Here is a 17,652-nt window from a genome sequence, read left to right as displayed (position 1 = left end):
GGGCGTCATCGTGGGGAGGCGATTGCGCGAGATTGCGCTCGAAGAATCGGACGGCCACTTCGCCGGCTCGAGGCTTGGCGGCCCGAAAGCTCCGATAAGGGTTGGAGGAGGTCTAGGGATTCGCAGGCTCGGGCTACGCCGTCTTCGGCGTTGAGGGAGGAGGCGAGGGTTTGGGCGCGGGTGCGGTGGGGGGGTGTGGGGAGGGTGCGGAGGCGGGAGGTTAGGGATTCGACGGTCAGGTGGCGGATGGGGAGGGGGGTGGGGCCTGCGCCGAGGGCGTGGACGCGGTCGGCCCAGTAGGGCTGGTCGCCGAAGAAGGGGCAGACGAGGGTGGGGAGGCCGGCGCGGAGGGATTCGGCGGTGGTGCCCGCGCCGCCGTGGTGGACGGCGGCGGCCATGCGGGGGAAGAGCCAGGAGTGGGGGACGTTGTTCACCACGAACATGTCGTCTTCCGAGGTCGACGGGTCGCCCTGGAGGACGCCTCGGAAGCCCGCGAGGCGGAGGGCGGTGCGGACCTTGAGGTCGGTTTCGCGGGGGTCGGCGGGGAGCATGCTGCCGAAGCCGACGTAGACGGGCGGGGGGCCCGCGTCGAGGAAGGCCGTCAGTTCGGGAGAAGGCTCCCAGTGCGGCTGGTCGAGGAACCAGAAGCCGGTGAGCTTCACGTTGTCGGGCCAGTCGGCGGGACGGGGGACGAGCACCGAGCTGAACGCGCACAGGACGGGGGCCGTGCGGGCGGCGCGCTGCGGGCCGAGCAGGGAGACCGGGGGGAGCTTGAGGCGTTCGGTCCGCCACGTGTTGATGAACGGGCGGGTGAGCTGCCACGTCACGAAGTCGAGCGCCTCGTAGGTCAGCCGGTTGGCGTACGGGCCGAGGAGGCGGGCGTGCGGCAGGAACGGGTGCGGGAAGCGTCCGGTCGGCTGGGAGGGCTGGAAGTGGATGAGGGCGTGCGGGATGCCCCGGTGTTCGGCGATGTGCGCGCCCAGGTAGCCGAGGGTGGGGGCGAGGACGAGGTCGGCCCCGTCGGTCCCGTCGTCGACCTCGGCGAGGAGTTTCTCGGCCAGGGGAGCGGCGATCCGCTTCATGTTCCGCAGGAACTTGGCCGGATTCCGTCCCCCGGACAGCAGTTCCTGCCCCTCGGGCGAGTCGACGATCTTGGCGGGGTCGAGTGACAGCCCACGGAACGCGAGCCCGGCGTCCTCGATGAGCCCGCGGTAGGACTCGCTGGAGATCAGCCGCACCTCGTCGCCCCGGTCGGCGAGGCCCCTGCCGAGCGCGACGCACGGTTGCAGGTCGCCCCGCGAACCGGCAGCGAAGATCACTACCTTCCGGCCCATGTGCGGTCCTCCTCCGTCGTCTCATAGGGACTGTAGGGCGGAGGCGGCGGCCATGCCGAGGGGATGCCCGCCTTGCGGTTGGTGCCCCACCAGTCCGGGATGACGGGGAACGACCCGGAGGTGATCGAGGACGCGTCAGGCATGGGCTGCGCCTTGCCTTCCGGCTCCTCGGCGATCTCGCTCTTGCGCTGGAGGGTGCTGACGGTGATGATCGCGCCGATCAGCACGAGCGCCGCGCCGAGCAGCAGCGCCGCCGACGAGCCCTGCTCCAGCGCCGCGATCTCGCTCTCGCCCTCGGCGGCGGCCGAACGCCGCATGGACGACAGCAGCGCGCCGAGGAAGACGATGCCGAGCGCGGCGGAGATCTCACGGCCGACGTTGAGCAGCCCGCCCGCGACGCCCGTCCGGCTTTCCGGGACGGCCTTGAGCACGTAGAGGCCGAGCGGCATGGTGAGGGCCGACCCGACGCCGAGCAGGACGATGCCGGGAAGGATGTCGGTGAAGTCGTCGCCCTGGCGCAACCCGGAGAACGCGACGAGTCCGCACGCCATCAGCACCATGCCGGTCGAGATGGGGATGCGCGGCCCGAACTTCGCCGACAGCCAGAACCCGATGGGCGTGCACAGCCCGATGATGACGGCCGGGGGGATGAACACGCTCCCGGCCTGGGACGGGCTCCAGCCGAGCACGACCTGCATGAAGTTGCCGGAGTAGGTGATGACGCCGGAGAAGCCCATCCCCCACAGGATCTGTCCGGCCAGACCGCCCGAGAACGCCTTGTTCCGGAAGAACTCGGTGCTGATCATCGGGTTGGGCGCCCACTTCTCGACGAGGATCAGCGAGAAGAGCGAGATGAGCGCGAGGCCGAAGACGGCGAGGACGCTGGGGTGGGTCCAGCCGATCGAGCTGCTCCCGGCGTGGACGCCGTAGGTGATGGAGAACAGCAGCGTCGCGGTGGTGAGGACGGCCGGGAGGTCGACGTTCTCGGGCCCGTTGTCGCTCTGCCCGTCGAGGACGAACTGGGCGAGCACGATGACGAACAGGCCGGGCCCGACGTTGATCAGGAAGATCCAGTGCCAGGAGAACGTCTCGGTGATGACGCCGCCGATGACGGGTCCGAGCGCGGACGCGACGGTCCCGGTGAGGATGAAGACCAGGTTCCCGAGCGACTTCTGTTTCTCGGTCCGCTTGTTCATCACCATGACGAGCGTCGCGGGCAGCGCGAGTGACGCCCCGGCCCCCTGGAGCACCCGGAACGCGATCAGGTGCGACAGCTCCTGGGACAGTCCCGCGCCGAGGGAGGCGAGCGTGAACGCGCCCATGCCGATCGAGAAGGTCCGCCGGACGCCGTAGACGTCTACAAGCCGCCCTCCGGCGATCATCAGGCAGGAGAAGATCAGGATGTACGCGGTGGTGACCCAGGTGGCAGCCGCGAGGCTCGTGTCGAAGTACTCGACGATCGTCGCGAGTGCGATGTTCGTGACCGTGTTGTCCAAGGTCACCATGAACGCGCTGACGGCCACGACCGCCAACGTCCACCCGTACCTGTCCCGTCCCATTTAGCCCCAATTCACCCATATGGTGGGCGGAAACCTCTTGTCATGGGGGTGATAAGGAACACCCGAGATTCTTGGTCCGCGTGCGAAGAGGGATGCGCTCAAACTGGGACAAGGTGGTCGCTCGCACCGGCCCATGCCCATGTTGGGGGAGCTCATGTCCGTAGGCAGGGATTCGCAGCTCCAGGGTGAGATCCGAGACTTCCTCGTCCATGAGATAGCACACCGTGCGGACATGGTTCCCGACGAGGTGGATGTGGACCGCCCGCTGGAGGAATTCGGCCTGGCCTCAAGGGACGCCGTCGCGATCGCGGGCGAACTCGAGGAGCTTCTGGGCCGTTCACTGCCCGCGACCCTGGTCTGGGAGCATCCGACGATCTCGCGGATCGCCGCCGCGCTGAGCGGGGCCGAGCCCGAGCCGGTCGGTGTGCCGGTCTCGGCGGGTCCGTCCGGAATGTCCGGCAGTGACGAGCCGGTGGCCGTGATCGGCCTCGGCTGCCGCTTCCCCGGCGGCATCGACGGCCCCGAGGAGTTCTGGAGCTTCCTGCGCGACGGCGGCGACGCCGTCGGCGAGGTGCCCGACGGCCGCTGGGACGCCTTCGACGACGGTTCCCCGGAGATAGCCGACCTCCTCGACAAGGTGACCAAGCGCGGCGGCTTCCTTGACGACATCGCCGCGTTCGACGCGCGCTTCTTCGGTATCACGCCCCGCGAAGCCGCCGTCATGGACCCCCAGCAAAGGCTCGTCCTCGAGGTCGCGTGGGAGGCGTTCGAGCACGCGGGCCTCGCCCCCGCGAGGCTGCGCGGCTCACGCACCGGCGTGTTCATCGGCGTCTCCGCCCCCGAGTACGCCGGGCTCACAGCCTCCGACCTGACGCGCCTCGAAGCGTTCACCGCTACGGGAGCCGCCCTCAGCATCGTCGCCAACCGCCTGTCCTACCTGCTCGACCTGCGCGGCCCCTCGATGATCGTGGACACCGCCTGCTCGTCGTCCCTCGTGTCCACCCACCTTGCCGTCCAGTCCTTGCGCGCCGGTGACAGCGACGTGGCTGTCGCGGGCGGTGTGAACGTCCTGCTGTCGCCGACTATCACGATGACGTTCGACCAGGCCGGAGGAACCGCCGCAGACGGGCGCTGCAAGGCGTTCGACGCGTCCGCCGACGGGATGGTCCGCGCCGAGGGCTGCGGCGTGCTCGTCCTGAAGCGGCTGGCTGACGCGCGCCGTGACGGCGACCGCGTCCTGGCCGTCGTCACCGGGTCAGGCGTGAACTCCGACGGCCGCTCCAACGGGCTCGTCGCGCCCAACGCCGACGCCCAGAAGGCCCTGCTGCGCGACATGTACGCGGCCGACCGCGACGTCGACTACATCGAGGCGCACGGCACGGGCACGTTCCTCGGAGACCCGATCGAAGCGCGCGCGCTGGGCGAGGTGCTGGGGGAGGGCCGTACCGAGCCGCTGCTTCTGGGGTCGGTGAAGTCGAACCTCGGGCACATGGAGGCCGCGGCCGGCGCGGCGGGGCTGATCAAGACGGTGCTCGCGCTGCACCACGGCGTGATCCCGCCGTCGCTGCACTACCGCGAGCCCAACCCGCACATCCCCTTTGACGAGCTCAACCTCAAGGTCGCCGCCGTCGAGACGCCTTGGCCGTCGCACGAGCGCCCGGCCCGCGCGGGCGTCTCCGGGTTCGGCTTCGGCGGCACCAACGCGCACGTCCGCCTTGAGGCGTTCCCCGCGGCCGAGCCCGTCCAGCCCGAGCCGGTGCCCGTCCGCGTCTTCCCGCTGTCCGACGTGGCCGCCGACCGCCTCCCCGACTACGCGCGGGCCCTCCTCGACACCCTCACCCCGCCCGCGCCTCAGGAGGCCGCTGACGCGCCCGCGCCGGCCGCCGGGTGGGCCGCGCCCGCGCTCGCCGACGTCGCCGAGACGCTGCGCCGCCGCGAGCCGCGCGGCCGCGCCAGGGCCGCCGTCGTCGCGCGCGACCTCGCGGGCCTGCGCGACGGCCTCGCCGCGCTCGCCGAGGGCAGGCCGAGCCCCTCGGTCGTCACCGGAACCGCCGTGGGAAGCGCCGCGCGTCCCGTCTTCGTGTTCTCCGGGTACGGCGCCCAGCGCGCTGGGATGGCCCAGTCTCTGCTCGCCGAGGAGTCCGCGTTCGCCGAGGCGATAGACGACCTCGACGGCATGTTCGCCGAGGAGGCCGGGCTCGACCTGTGGAACCTCCTCGAAGAGGGCAGGATGCCCGAGGGGCCCGCCGAGATCATGCCCGTGCTGTTCGCCGTCCAGGTCGGGCTCGCGCGCGTGTGGCGGTCCTACGGGGTCGAGCCCGCCGCCGTCATCGGGCACTCGATGGGCGAGGTCGCGGCGGCGGTCGTCGCGGGGGCGCTGAGCCTGGCCGACGGCGTCAAGGTGATCGTGCGCCGCTCCCGGCTGATGACCGCGCTGGTCGGCGGGGGCGGCATGGCCGTCATCGGGTGCGGCCAGAACGACCTCCAGGAGTACGACGGGCCCCTCGTCCACCCGGCCGTGTTGTCGTCGCCGAAGCAGACCGTGGTCACCGGCGAGGCCGACGCGATCGAGGCGGTGCTGGCCTGGGCGTCCGGCAGGGGGTACCTCGCGCGGCAGGTCAAGGCCGAGGGCGCGGGCCACTCGCCGCAGGTCGATCCGCTGCTGCCCGAGCTGCGCGAGCTGCTCGCCGAGCTCGCCCCGCGCGTCGGCGAGATCCCCATGTACACGACCGCGCTGGAGGACCCGCGCAAGCTCTTCGACGGCTCCGCGCCGCTCGACGCCGAGTACTGGGCCGCGAACCTGCGCAACCCCGTCCGGCTGGCCGACGCCGTCGCCGCCGCCGCGCAGGACGGCCACCGCACGTTCATCGAGCTGAACGCCCACCCGATCCTCGCGATGGCCGTCGGCGAGACCCTCGACGGCTCGGGCGCGCAGGTGCTGCACTCGCTCAAGCGCGCTCCGAAGGGCCAGGAGACCGACGACACCCTCACCTTCCACGCCCAGCTCGCGACGCTCGCCGTGCACGGCCACGCCGTCACCGCCCCGCGTGATGGCGGGCTCGTCGCGCTGCCGCGCGCGCCGTGGCGGCACGAGCGGCACTGGATGGACGGCGCGCGCCGCGTCGCGGGCTCCGACGCGCACCCGCTGCTCGGCGCGCACGTCGAGCTGCCCGGCGAGGAGCGCCACGCCTGGCAGAACATGGCGACTTGGGAGGGCGCGTACCTTTCCGCCGCCCCGCTCGCCGAGATGGCGCTCGCGGCGGCCGCGCAGGCCGACGGCGTCGCCGTGCGCGCGCTTGAGCTGAGCCGCCTGCACGCCGTGGACGGCGACACGGAGCTGAGCACGACCCTCGACGCCGACGGCCGGGTCGCGATCCACGTCCGCACCCCGGCGGGCGTATGGGCCCCGCTGGCGACCGCGCAAGCCGTCTCCGCTGACGAACTCGCAGACGCCCCCGGCAAGGCCGACGTCACAGGATGGACCGCGATAACCGGCGCGTCCAAGGGAAGCCGTCACTACCGCGTGCACCCCGAGGTCTTCGACCGCTGCCTCAAACAGCTCTCCGCTGAAGTCGGCGAAGACGGGTGGATCGCCGAGTCCATAGGGGAACTCCGCGTCTTCGGCCCCACCCACCGGGGCGGCCTTAGCCGCGCGACGGTGACGCGTAACGAAGCCGCCGTCACTGGCGAGATCCTTCTGGCCGACGAGGACGGCACCCCCCTCCTCGCCGCCTCCGGCGTCGTCCTGCGCCGCCGTGACGTCCCCGTCCCCCTGTCGGCCAAGCTTGTCGAGGCGGTGTGGACCGAAGACCCCCTCGAAGACGCCGAGGGCGATGCCGACGGGCTCGTCATCCTTGACGACATCGACTGGGCCGACGCCGAAGCCGCCGTACGCGCGGCGGTCGCCGAGGACACCAGGCATGTCGCGCTCGCCCCGCCCGCCGACGTCGCCGACGAGGCGCTGGTCCTCGCCGTCGCCGGAGCCGCCCGCGCGCTCACCGCGCAGCGCCTCTGGCTCGTCACCCGCGGGGCCCGCCCCGTCGTGGACGGCGAAGCCGGTCACCCGGGCCAGGGCTTCCTCCCCGCCCTCGTCCGCGTCCTCGGCTTCGAGCAGCCGGGCCTGCGCGCGACCCACCTCGACCTAGAACCGGACGACGACGCCTCGGCGATCCTCACCGCCGAGATCGCCGCGGGTTCCACCGACACCGAGATCGCCTACCGAGCCGGACGCCGTCACAGCGCCCGCCTCGCTGCCGCGTCCCTCCCGGAAGGCAAGCCGCGCAAGGCCGTCCGCAAGGGCGGCGCGTACGTCATCACCGGAGGGTACGGCGGCATCGGCCTGGTGACCGCGCGGCTGCTCGCCGAGCGTGGCGCTGGCCGGATCGTGCTTTCGGGGCGTTCCGGACCGAACCCCGAGGCCGAGGCGGAGATCGCGGCCCTGCGCGCGCTGGGCGCGGACGTCAAGGTGGTGCTCGGCGACGTCGCCGCGGACGGCGTCGCGGCACGTCTCGTCGCGGCCGCGACCGAGGGCGGGAAGAAACTGCGCGGCGTGGTCCACGGGGCCGCCGCGATGGCCGACCGGCTGTTCACCGAGGTCGGCCCCGAGGACCTGCACAGGGTGTGGACGGCCAAGGTCGCGGGCGCGTGGCGGCTGCACGAGGCGGTCCCCGAGGACCTCGACTTCTTCCTCATGCACTCCTCCGCCGCCGCCCTTCTCGGCTCGCCGGGACAGGGCTCCTACGCGGCCGCGAACGCCGCGCTCGACGCCCTCGTCGCGCACCGCCGCGCGCACGGCCTCGCCGCCTCGACCGTCAACTGGGGCACCTGGGCGGAGGTCGGCGGCGCGACCGACGCGGCGGTGACCGTCATCGAGCCGCTGACCCCCGCAGAGGGCGTAGAAGCCCTGGAAGCGCTCCTCGCGTACGACAGGGCGGCCACCGGCGTTCTGCGGTTCGACGCCGCCAAGGCCGTCGAGCTGTTCCCCGAAATCCGCAGGATGCCCTTCTACACCGCCCTAGTAGAGGCCGCAGGACAGGCCGGAGCCTCCGACGACTGGCCGGGCCCCGACGGCCTGCGCGCCCTCGACCCCGACGCCGCCCGCGCCGCCCTGCGCGCCCGCGTCCTGGAACGCGTCTCGGCGATCCTCGGCTTCGACGCGGGCCGCCTCGACCCCGCGACCCCGCTCACCGAACTCGGCCTCGACTCGCTCGTCGCCGTCCGGATCAAGAGCGCGATCGAACACGACCTCGGACTCACCGTCCCGCCCGCCGTCCTGCTCCAGGGCGCGAGCGTGAACGTCTTCGAGGAATGGGCCGCCGACGAACTCGGCCTCGGCGGCACCGCCGCGCCCGAAGCCGACGACTCGGCTTACGTCATGCCGCGCGACGCCGCAGAACGCCTCGTGGTCCGGCTGTTCGAGGAACAGCTCGGCCTCGCCCGCGTCAGCGTCGTCGACGACTTCTTCGCGCTCGGCGGCCAGGAGCACCAGGCCGACCTGATCCACCTGAAGCTCCAGGCCGAGCTGCACACCACGCTCGACCGGACCGCCCTGTTCGCCGAACCGACCGCCCAGGGCGTCGCCGACGTCGTCAGGGCCGTCGAGGACGAGGCGGCGCGGCAGACCGTCCGGCCGCTGCAACCCCTCGGCGCGGGAAGGCCGTTCTTCGCCGCGCACCCCGCGGGCGGCACCACCGGCTGCTACCAGCAGCTCGCCGCCCTCATCGGCGTCGCACAGCCGTTCTACGGGCTCGAACGCTGGGAGGACGCGCCGAGCGTCGAGGAACGCGCCGCGCGCTACGTCGAGCACATCCTCCAGACCCAGCCTTCCGGGCCCTACCGGCTCGGCGGCTGGTCGTTCGGCGCGACCCTCGCCTACGAGACCGCGCGGCAGCTCACCGCCGCGGGCCACGAGGTCGAGTTCGTCGCGCTGTTCGACGGCGGCGTCCCGCTGCCCACCGACGACGACGCCGACAACCTCGCCAAGAGGTTCGCCGGCTTCGCCGCCTACCTGACCGAGACGTACGGGACGGAGGTGAAGCTGGAGTACGCGGAGCTGGCCGGGAAGAGCGAGGACGAGATGTTCGCCCTCGTCGCCGAGCGGGCCGCACCCGTGATGGCGTCCCTGCCCCCCGCGGTGCTGCACCACCAGCTCACCTCACACCAGGACACAAGGACGCTGGAGAGGTACGCCTACAAGCCGTACGACGGCCGGGTCATCCTCTACAAGGCGCCCCTGCCCACCCCGTGGGCCGTCCAGGACGCCCGCTACGTCGACCTCGACGACACCAACGGGCTCGGGCCGCTCTGCCCGAACCTGGAGATCGTCGAGGTCACCGGGACACACCACCTGAACCTGCTGGACCCGCCCGGTGTGCACCTCATCGCGGCGCATCTGGCCGGTGAACTTGCCCACTAGTCAACGGCGCGCTCACCAGAGGAATCGACATGTCTGATCTGCTCCAGGCCGTGATCAACGGCGCCTCCCCCGAGGAGCTCCAGAACACCGCACTTCCGGAGTCGTTCCGGGCCGCGTACACGCTGCGCGAAGAGGTCGGCATCTTCGAGGGCGAGACCGACAAGGACGTGCGCAAGTCGATGCACGTCGGCGAGGTCGCCATGCCGGAGATCGCGCCCGACGAGTGCGTCGTCGCGGTCATGTCGGCCGCCATCAACTTCAACACGGTCTGGTCGGCGATCTTCGAGCCCGTCCCGACCTTCGCGTTCCTCGAGAAGTTCGGCCAGCAGGGCTGGTACGGGGCCCGTCACAACCTGCCGTACCACATCCTCGGCTCGGACGGCTCCGGCGTCGTCGTGCGCACTGGCGCGGGCGTCAAGAACTGGAAGGTCGGCGACAAGGTCGTCATCTCCCCGGCCTACGTGGACGAGGAGGACCACGCCTCCTACGACGACGGCATGATGACCGAGTCGCAGCTCGCGTGGGGCTTCGAGACCAACTTCGGGTCGCTCGCGGAGTTCTGCGTCGTCAAGGCCAACCAGCTCATCCACAAGCCCGCGCACCTCACGTGGGAGGAGGCCGCGTCGAACACGCTGTGCGCCGCGACCGCCTATCGCATGCTGGTCGGCTCGCACGGCGCGCGGATGAAGCAGGGCGACGTCGTCCTGGTCTGGGGCGGCACCGGCGGCCTCGGCTCCTACGCCTCACAGCTCGTCCTCAACGGCGGCGGCATCCCCGTCGCGGTCGTCGGCTCGCAGGACAAGGCCGACCTCGTGCGCAAGCAGGGCGTCGAGCACGTCATCAACCGCAACGAGCTCGGCCTCGGCCCGGAGGGCTTCCGCAACCGCAAGGCGGGCCGCATCCTCGGCGAGGCGATCCGCTCGACCGTCGGCGAGGACCCCCAGATCGTCTTCGAGTACCTGGGCGCGGAGACCTTCGGCACCTCGGTCTACGTCGCCAAGCGCGGCGGCAAGATCGTCACCTGCGGCTCCTCGACCGGCTACCGCCACGAGTACGACAACCGCTTCCTGTGGATGCGCCTGAAGAGCATCGTCGGCTCCCACGGCTTCAACTACCACGAAGCGGTCCAGACCAACCGCCTCATCAGCCTGGGCATGATCCACCCGACCCTCTCCAGCGTCTTCGACCTCGACACCGCCGCCGACGCCACCCGAGCCGTCCAAACCAACCAGCACATCGGCAAGGTAGCCCTCCTCTGCGCCGCCCCCACCGAGGGCCTGGGCATCGACGACCCCACCCTCCGCGCCAAAATCGGCGAAGAAAAACTAAACCTCTACCGCTCCTAACCCCTCCCGGCGGGGACCACCCCCGGTCCCCGCCTCCCCATCCCCACCGAAACCCTGGTGGACGCCGCAAGCCGCCCGGGTTTGAGAGATCCCGCCGACGGCCCCCGCTCCCAGGGGAAGCGGGGGCCTTTGGGGGTTAGAGGAGGGGGTAGCGTGGGGGGTTTGTGGTGTTGAGGGTGTGGTTGCCTATGTGGTGGTATTTCCAGCGGGCGGGGTCGTGGAGGGTGTGGACGCGGGCGTTGCGCCAGTGGCGGTCTAGGGCGTGGGTGGAGTCGGCGGCGCTGGTGCCGGACAGTTCGAGGATGTCGGAGGCGATCTGGAGGGAGATTTCCTGGGCGAAAGCCTTGGCTTCGGCTACGGCCAGGGAGGCGGCCGCGGTGTTGGCGTCGGTGAGGGCGGGGGCGGCGTAGGCGGCGTCGAGGACTGCTCCGGCGCGGGCGAAAAGGGCTTCGAGGGCGTGGAGGCGGGTGGTCAGTTTGCCGAAGTGCAGGAGCGTGTGGGGTTCGTCGGCGGCGCGGTCGTGGCCCGACTCGAACCACGGACGGCTCCGCTCGGCGACGAACGCCGCCCCGTCCTCCAGCGCGGCCCTGCCGATGCCGACGTCGATCGCGGCGTGCAGGATCTGGTCGTACGCGCCGAGCGTCTGCGGCGGCGGGTCGGCCGGGACGGGCCCGAGCACGAGGACGCGCTCCGCCGGCACCCGCACGTCGGTGAACTCGATCGACCCGCTCGCGGTGGGCCGCTGCCCGAACGCGGTCCAGTCGTCGGCGAACGCGACGCCCTCGTCGTCCGGCCGCACGAACGCGATGACGGGCTGTGCCTGGTCCCCGTCCACCGACGCCGCCACCCCGATCCACCCGGACGCGAGCGCCCCCGTGGTGTAGAACTTCCGCCCGTTCAGCGCATATCCGTCGCCGTCGGCGGTGAGCGACGTACGCCGGTCGAACACGTGCTTCGTGCCGCGCTCGGCCGTCGCGTTCCCGAACCTGACGCCCCGGACGGCCTCGCCGAAGAAGAACTCCTTCTGCTCCGCCGACCCAGCCTCCTTCAGCAGCTCGATGAGGACGAAGTGCGACAGCAGCAGCTGGGACACCGCGGGGTCCCCGACCGCGAGCAGCCGGAACACCTCAGCGACGGTGCTCGGCCGCACCCCTCCGCCGCCGTATTCGGTCGGGACGGCGATGCCGAGCAGCCCCGTCGTGGCGAGGTCGTCGAGTTCGGCGCGCGGGTGGCGTGACTCGCGGTCCCGCTCGGCCGATCCGACGCGCACCCGCCCGGCCACCTCGACGGCGACGCGCAGCGCCTCCGCGTCCGACAGGGCATGTGGTGCCGCGACGTCCGTCTGAACTGTCATGCTCCGTCACCTTCCGTGGTTCCCGCTACGCCCTTGCAAGTTCCCCACCATTCCTACATTATCGGTAGGGAAGATGGGAACAGCAGCAAGGAGAAAGTCACTCATGACGTTCGAAGTGGCCGAGCCCCGCCTCTCGCGGTTCGGAACCCCCGACCGGTCGAAGTTCCCCGAGGACGTCGAGGCGCTGTTCGCCGACGCGGAGAAGAAACAGGGCCGCGTCCCCAACTACCTGAACAGCTACGCCCACAACACCGAGACGCTCAAGCGGCTGCTGACCTTCTACCACTCGCTGTGGGACCCCAACGGCGGCACCCTCACGATCCAGGAGCGCGAGCTCATCTCGGTCGTCGTCTCCCACGAGAACGGCTGCGGGTACTGCAAGGCGAATCACCGCGCCGGGCTCGCTGCCGCGCTCAAGGACCGCGAGTTGGCGCACCGGATCGCCGACGACCACCACATCATCGGGTTCGGCCCGCGTGAGCAGGCCATCGTCGACCTGTCGGTGAAGCTCACCGTGAACCCGTCGCACGTGACCGACGATGACGTGCTCGGCCTGCGCGAGCACGGGTTCACCGACGAGCAGATCGTCGAGGTCATCGAGGTCGCGTCGTTCTTCAACTACACCAATCGGTTGACTATTGGGATTGGTACTCGGCCGGATGAGGAGTTCTTTGGGCGGTGAGCAGGGCCCCGCGGGACGGGGAGTGTGAGGGGTGAGAGAGGCGAAGGCCACCGCCAGAAGCGGTGGCCTTCGTTGTGCGCTGGGTCAGACGCGGCGGAGGCTGATGACCTCGCCCGCGACCGCCTGGTCGGGCGCGGCGGGGACCGGCGCGACCGACTGCTGGAGCCTTCTGGCCCGCAGCACGATCTCCAGGTCGAACCGGAGATCGGGGTCGAGGAGCTGGTCGCCGAACAGCTCCTCGAGCTGCCGGAGGCGGTATCTGACGGTCTGGGGGTGGACGTGCAACCGCATCGCCACCTCGTTGGCGTTCCTGCCGGACTGCAGCCAGGCCAGCAGCGTCTCGGCGAGCCTGTCCTGCTGGCTGCTGCGCAGGTGCGACAGCGGCGCGAGGCGCAGTTCGGCGAGCGACGTCAGCAGCTGCTCGTCCTGGAAGAGGATGAGCGTCGACATGTGGTCGACGCAGCGCACGACGCCCTCGGCGTCGATGACGCCGCGCTGGCCGAGCTGGAGCATCGCGCGGGCGAGCCGCATCGAGTGCGCGGCCTCGGTGACCGGGACGGTCGGGCCGATGACGCCGCTGCAGTCGGCGAGCGCGCGGTCGATGAGCTGGTTGCGGCCGGGCCCGTCGGGGTCGGGGATGAGCAGCGACGGCTGGGTGCGGCCGAGGTCGATGAGCACGTCCGGCGGGAAGGCCGGGGGGCGGGTGTCCTGGTGGCGGATGTCGAGCGCGACGGCCGCGACGGTGCGGGGCATCGGCCAGTGCGCGGCGGCGGCGAGGTCGGCGATGGCGTCGTGGCCTGAGCCGCCGGTGAGGAGCAGGTCGAGCAGTCTGCGGCGGCGGCGCTGCATCTCGCCGGCCGCGTCGGCCTGTGCCTGGCGGTATCCGGTGGCGGCCTGGCGTGCGATGTCGTCCTGGTGGACGAAGACCGCCTCGCCGAGCGCGGTGATGACGCGGGGTTCCAGCTCCCAGGCGTTCTCCGACAGCCGCCGCCAGGCGACGAGCCCGCCGACGCGCATCGCGGCCTGGAGCGGGTCGAGGCTGCGGCCCTCGCCGGCCTCGCCGCGTCCGATGGCCTGGAAGAAGTCGGGGTCGGGGTGCGGCCCGCCGTGGGCGATGCGGTCGACGAAGTGGGTGAGGGCGCGTTCGACGACGGTGCGGAGGTTGGACGCGTAGGGGCCTCCACCCCTTGAGTATTCGCGGACCTGGAGGCGGACCTCCTTGATGATCTCCTCCGCGACAAGGTCGAGATGCGGCAGAACGTGTTCGGAGAGCTCGCGCGGAATGTCCGACCATGGGCTCCGCCCGGCACGCCCGGTGCGGGAGGGGATGCCCACTTCTGCTGTCACGCGGTGACCTCCATTCGGCATTGGCCCCGCGCGCCCTGGGGCAGTTTGGTCGCCTCGACCTCAAGGATCATGACGAATTTCACATGAGATTGTGGTGCAAATCATGCTCTGGTGGTTCACCAGACCGCCAGTGTAGGTCCGCGCGGGGCCAGGATCGGCCGCGCGGCCGTGGCAACTTCGGCGCTCTTTGCGGTGGGGGGCGGTCCAGAACCCCTTGCGCAGGGACGCCGCCGCTGGAGGGGGGCGGTGTCCGGGTCCATGTTCCAATCTGGTAACGGTCGTTACCCGAACGCTGTCGACGGCGTCCGGACGTACTGCCGATTTCCTCTTGTTCGTGGCCGAACAATGCCACTCCGGCAACATAACCCCATGCTGACCCGTTGAGTCAGCCCTTGCGGGCCAATGCGACGAGCTCTCATCGAAAGTTCACCCGGGGGTGACCCGTCTCAGTCCGTGGACCGCGTTCGGCGTCCGGGTCCCCCCGCGGGTGATCGACTCGGTACAGTCGGTGATGTCACCATGCGTGACGGGTGCGTGCGCGATGGGTTGCGACGGCCGTTCGTCCGGGTAGGCACACCGAGGGACGGTCGCCGCTCCCGGACGGCCGCACCCGGCCGGGCACGGGGGCGGACGCGTGACGGGTCGCGGCGGGGGCCGCGCCTTCGGGGGCAGGGCATCGGGGGGACGCATGAGGTGGTGGCCGCGCTCCATCCGGGTGCGCGACACCGTGGTCGCGGCGCTTCTCGCGGCGGTGGTCATCGGCCTGATCGCGGTCGGCGTCACAAGCCTGTTCCGGCGCACCGTGCAGGCCCAGATCTTCGACGAGGCCGAACGCGTGGCGCGCCGCGTGTCGGCCGACGTCCGCGCCGACCGGGTGGACTCGCCGATCCCGTCGTCGGCGGCGGTCCACCTCATCCAGGTGATCGACCAGTCCGGCAGGGTCGTCCAGGCCAGCGCCGACGCCCGTGACCTGCCGCCGCTCAGCCAGCTGCGCCCGCCGCCCGACGACAGGCTGGCGCGCCGGATCGAGTGCGCGGGCGAGGTGAGCTGCTACGCGGTCGTGTCCCTGCGCACGACCATCTACGGCGACGCCGACTTCGTCGTGGTGGCGGTGCCGATGCCGCGCGCGCTCACCGGCCACACGCTGAACATCATCGCGGCGCTGCTCGTCTTCGTCCTGTCCGCGTTGGCCGCCTGGGTGACCTGGCTGATCGTCGGCCGTACCCTCCGGCCGATCGAGGCGATCCGGCGGCAGATGGCCGAGATCAGCGCGTCCGACCTGCACCGGCGCGTGCCCGTCCCGAACAGCGACGACGAGATCGCGCGGCTGGCCAGGACGTCGAACGAGACGCTCGAGCGGCTCGAGCACGCGGTGGAGCGCCAGCGCCAGTTCGCCTCGGACGCCTCGCACGAGCTGCGCACCCCCATCGCGGGCCTGCGCGCCAACCTCGAGGGCGCGCTCCTGCACCCGGAGGACGCCGACTGGGAGGAGGTGTCGCGGGCCGCGCTGCGCGACACCGACCGGCTTGAGGCGATCATCACCGACCTGCTGCTGCTGTCGCAGATCGGCGCGGGCACGTCGGTCGCGGAGGATTTCGACCTCGGCGAGCTGGCCAGGCTCGAGTCGCGCAGGGGCGTCGCGCTCGACGTCGTCGAGGGGGTGCGGGTGCACGGGGTCCGCTTCCAGTTCGCCAGGCTGTACGCCAACCTCCTGGACAACGCCGAGCGTTACGGCGGCGGCGACATCCGGGTGCGGGTGCGGCGCGAGGGCGACAAGGCCGTCATGCGGGTGTGCGACAGCGGTCCCGGCATCCCGCCGGAGGACAGGGAGCGCATCTTCGGCAGGTTCTCGCGGCTCGACACCGCGCGCAGCCGCCACCTGGGCGGGACGGGCCTCGGTCTCGCCATCGCCAGGGACATCGCGCGCTCGCACGGCGGCGACCTCGTCGCCGAGGACTCCGAGCGCGGCGCGTGCTTCGTGCTGCGGCTGCCGATCGTGCCCGGCTAACCGGCGACGGCCACCCGCTGCCGTTCGGCGGCGGCGGTCGCGGTCAGGATCACCTCGGCGACCATGCGCGGCGCGTCGGCCATCGGCACCCTGCCGCAGCCGGGCAGCCGCAGGTGCGTGACGTGCGGGAGCCTTGCGCGGGCGGAGCGGGCGGGGGAGGGGACGCCCCCGTCGGGCAGGGTGCCCCACGCGAGCGTGACGGGCACGTCGGCGAGGTCGCCGGTGAAGGCCGAGCCGTCGTCCGGGGCCAGCAGCGGCCCGCCGAACCCGGCACGGTACGGCAGCGACCCTTTGACGGGCGGGGCGACGAGCCGTTCCAGCAGCATCCCCGGCACCGACGCGCAGCGGCGCAGCGCCGTCAGCAGGGTGGAGGGGCGGTCGGCGGAGTCGAAGCCGGTCGGCGCGAAGGCCGTCGCGGAGGAGACGAGGCCGCGTTCCGCCGCCTCGAGCGCGACGAGCCCGCCGAAGCCCCACCCCGCGACGTGGGGGCGGTCGAGCCCCGCGACGGCGAAGGCGAGGGCCGTGACGGCGGCGTCGAGGTCGCCCGCCGGGACCGTGGCGGCGTGCACCTCGCGCTCGGCGGCCAGGAGGCCGATGACCGGCTCCCACGCCCGCGCCCGGGGGCCCGTGCCGCACAGGACGACGAGCGGCGGGCCCGACCCGCGCCGTGCGAAGACCATGTCCATGGCCGGAAGATAACCGCGGCAGACCGGGCGGTCATAGGCGGACGATCACAAGAAACCCCGGAGAAACCCACATGTCTCCGCTAGGACACACCCCGGAACTCCGCTAGCCGACGGTTTCGGCCGGCCCGCACCCGTCGCGGCGGCGTGTCCGGTTCTCCAACCCGTGCTCAAACCCCCGCGGGGACCTGGAACCCGCCGGTCGGCGACTCGTCGGACGCCGTGCGCGGCTTGCGGTGCTCGAGCGCCATCCGCAGCTGCGCCCTGCCCCGGTGGATGCGGCTGCGGACCGTCCCGAGCTTGACGCCGAGGGTCGCGGCGATCTCCTCGTACGACAGGCCCTCGATGTCGCACAGCACGACCGCGACGCGGTACTCGGGGGCCAGGGAGTCGAGCGCGGTCTGGACGTCGGGGTCGAGCGCGGCGTCGTCGATGATCTGGGCGGGACCGCGCTCGCCGCTGCGCAGCCGGGCGGCGGCCTCGTCGGTGAGGGCGTCGAAGCGGATGCGCTGACGGCGGCGCGCGCCGTCGAGGAAGAGGTTCGTGGTGATCCGGTGCAGCCAGCCCTCGAAGGTGCCCGGGGTGTAGGAGGACAGGGATCGGAACACCCGGACGAAGACGTCCTGGGTGAGGTCCTCGGCGTCGTGCCTGTTCCCGGTCAGCCGATAGGCGAGCCGGAAAACACGGCCCGAGTGCTCGGTGACGATCTGTTCCCAACTCGGCGGCGTCCAGGCAACCGGTGTGCTCACGTCTTGGCCCCCTGCTCGCTGGTTGCTGAATTGTTATCTACCCTGCACAACCGGCCATAAGAGCGCCGTTAAGGGGTAGGAGGAGGTGTTCCGTTCCCGGGTTACTGGACCGCAGCTCAGCGGCCTGCTAGGGGGTCCGGATTGTGACTGGAATCTCTTTGACGGCGCTACCGGC

General features: G+C 71.5%; 10 protein-coding genes. 4 read left to right on the top strand and 6 right to left on the bottom strand.

Going from position 1 to position 17,652, the window contains the following annotated elements:
• Positions 1 to 5 precede the first annotated feature (5 nt).
• Positions 6 to 1,334, bottom strand: coding sequence for a glycosyltransferase (locus R9X44_RS22225; RefSeq protein WP_319816174.1), 1,329 nt, complete (start codon positions 1,332 to 1,334; stop codon positions 6 to 8).
• Positions 1,319 to 2,893 carry an MFS transporter gene (locus tag R9X44_RS22220; RefSeq protein ID WP_319816173.1) on the bottom strand — a complete coding sequence of 525 codons (1,575 nt, stop codon included), beginning with the start codon at positions 2,891 to 2,893 and terminating at the stop codon, positions 1,319 to 1,321. Before R9X44_RS22220 ends, R9X44_RS22225 begins: the two co-directional genes overlap by 16 nt.
• A 133-nt stretch (positions 2,894 to 3,026) precedes the next feature.
• Here R9X44_RS22220 and R9X44_RS22215 point away from each other — a divergent pair, with 133 nt between their 5' ends.
• Positions 3,027 to 9,308, top strand: coding sequence for an SDR family NAD(P)-dependent oxidoreductase (locus R9X44_RS22215; RefSeq protein ID WP_319816172.1), 6,282 nt, complete (start codon positions 3,027 to 3,029; stop codon positions 9,306 to 9,308).
• Positions 9,309 to 9,337: 29 nt separating this feature from the next.
• Positions 9,338 to 10,654: a crotonyl-CoA carboxylase/reductase gene (ccrA, locus tag R9X44_RS22210; RefSeq protein ID WP_319816171.1), complete on the top strand. Its 1,317-nt coding sequence runs from the start codon at positions 9,338 to 9,340 to the stop codon at positions 10,652 to 10,654.
• A gap of 136 nt (positions 10,655 to 10,790) precedes the next feature.
• On the opposite strand, the gene R9X44_RS22205 is transcribed toward ccrA, so the two are convergent.
• Entirely contained in the window at positions 10,791 to 12,008 is a 1,218-nt protein-coding gene (locus R9X44_RS22205; protein WP_319816170.1) for an SfnB family sulfur acquisition oxidoreductase, read from the bottom strand.
• 103 nt (positions 12,009 to 12,111) lie between these two features.
• Between R9X44_RS22205 and R9X44_RS22200 the strand changes: the two genes are divergently transcribed.
• A complete protein-coding gene (locus tag R9X44_RS22200) occupies positions 12,112 to 12,690 on the top strand; it encodes a peroxidase-related enzyme (protein WP_319816169.1) in 579 nt (192 codons plus the stop codon).
• Between the two features lie 84 nt (positions 12,691 to 12,774).
• On the opposite strand, the gene R9X44_RS22195 is transcribed toward R9X44_RS22200, so the two are convergent.
• A complete protein-coding gene (locus R9X44_RS22195; RefSeq protein ID WP_319816168.1) occupies positions 12,775 to 14,037 on the bottom strand; it encodes a helix-turn-helix domain-containing protein in 1,263 nt (420 codons plus the stop codon).
• 688 nt (positions 14,038 to 14,725) lie between these two features.
• On the opposite strand from R9X44_RS22195, the gene R9X44_RS22190 reads away from it, so the two are divergent.
• The gene (locus tag R9X44_RS22190; protein WP_319816167.1) at positions 14,726 to 16,045 is read left to right on the top strand and encodes a sensor histidine kinase; all 1,320 of its coding nucleotides are present in this window, start codon (positions 14,726 to 14,728) and stop codon (positions 16,043 to 16,045) included.
• Here the strand turns inward: R9X44_RS22190 and R9X44_RS22185 are convergent.
• A complete protein-coding gene (locus R9X44_RS22185) occupies positions 16,042 to 16,731 on the bottom strand; it encodes an alpha/beta fold hydrolase (protein ID WP_319816166.1) in 690 nt (229 codons plus the stop codon). The genes R9X44_RS22190 and R9X44_RS22185 overlap by 4 nt on opposite strands.
• A 167-nt stretch (positions 16,732 to 16,898) precedes the next feature.
• Complete coding sequence (gene sigE, locus R9X44_RS22180) at positions 16,899 to 17,477, bottom strand: RNA polymerase sigma factor SigE (protein ID WP_319816165.1); 579 nt, start codon at positions 17,475 to 17,477, stop codon at positions 16,899 to 16,901.
• Positions 17,478 to 17,652: the final 175 nt, after the last annotated feature.

The sequence above is a fragment of the Actinocorallia sp. A-T 12471 genome, assembly GCF_033875155.1.
Lineage (GTDB): Bacteria > Actinomycetota > Actinomycetes > Streptosporangiales > Streptosporangiaceae > Actinocorallia.
The sequence above is the reverse complement of the archived record's forward strand: the minus strand, read 5'-3'. Positions and strand labels throughout refer to the sequence as shown.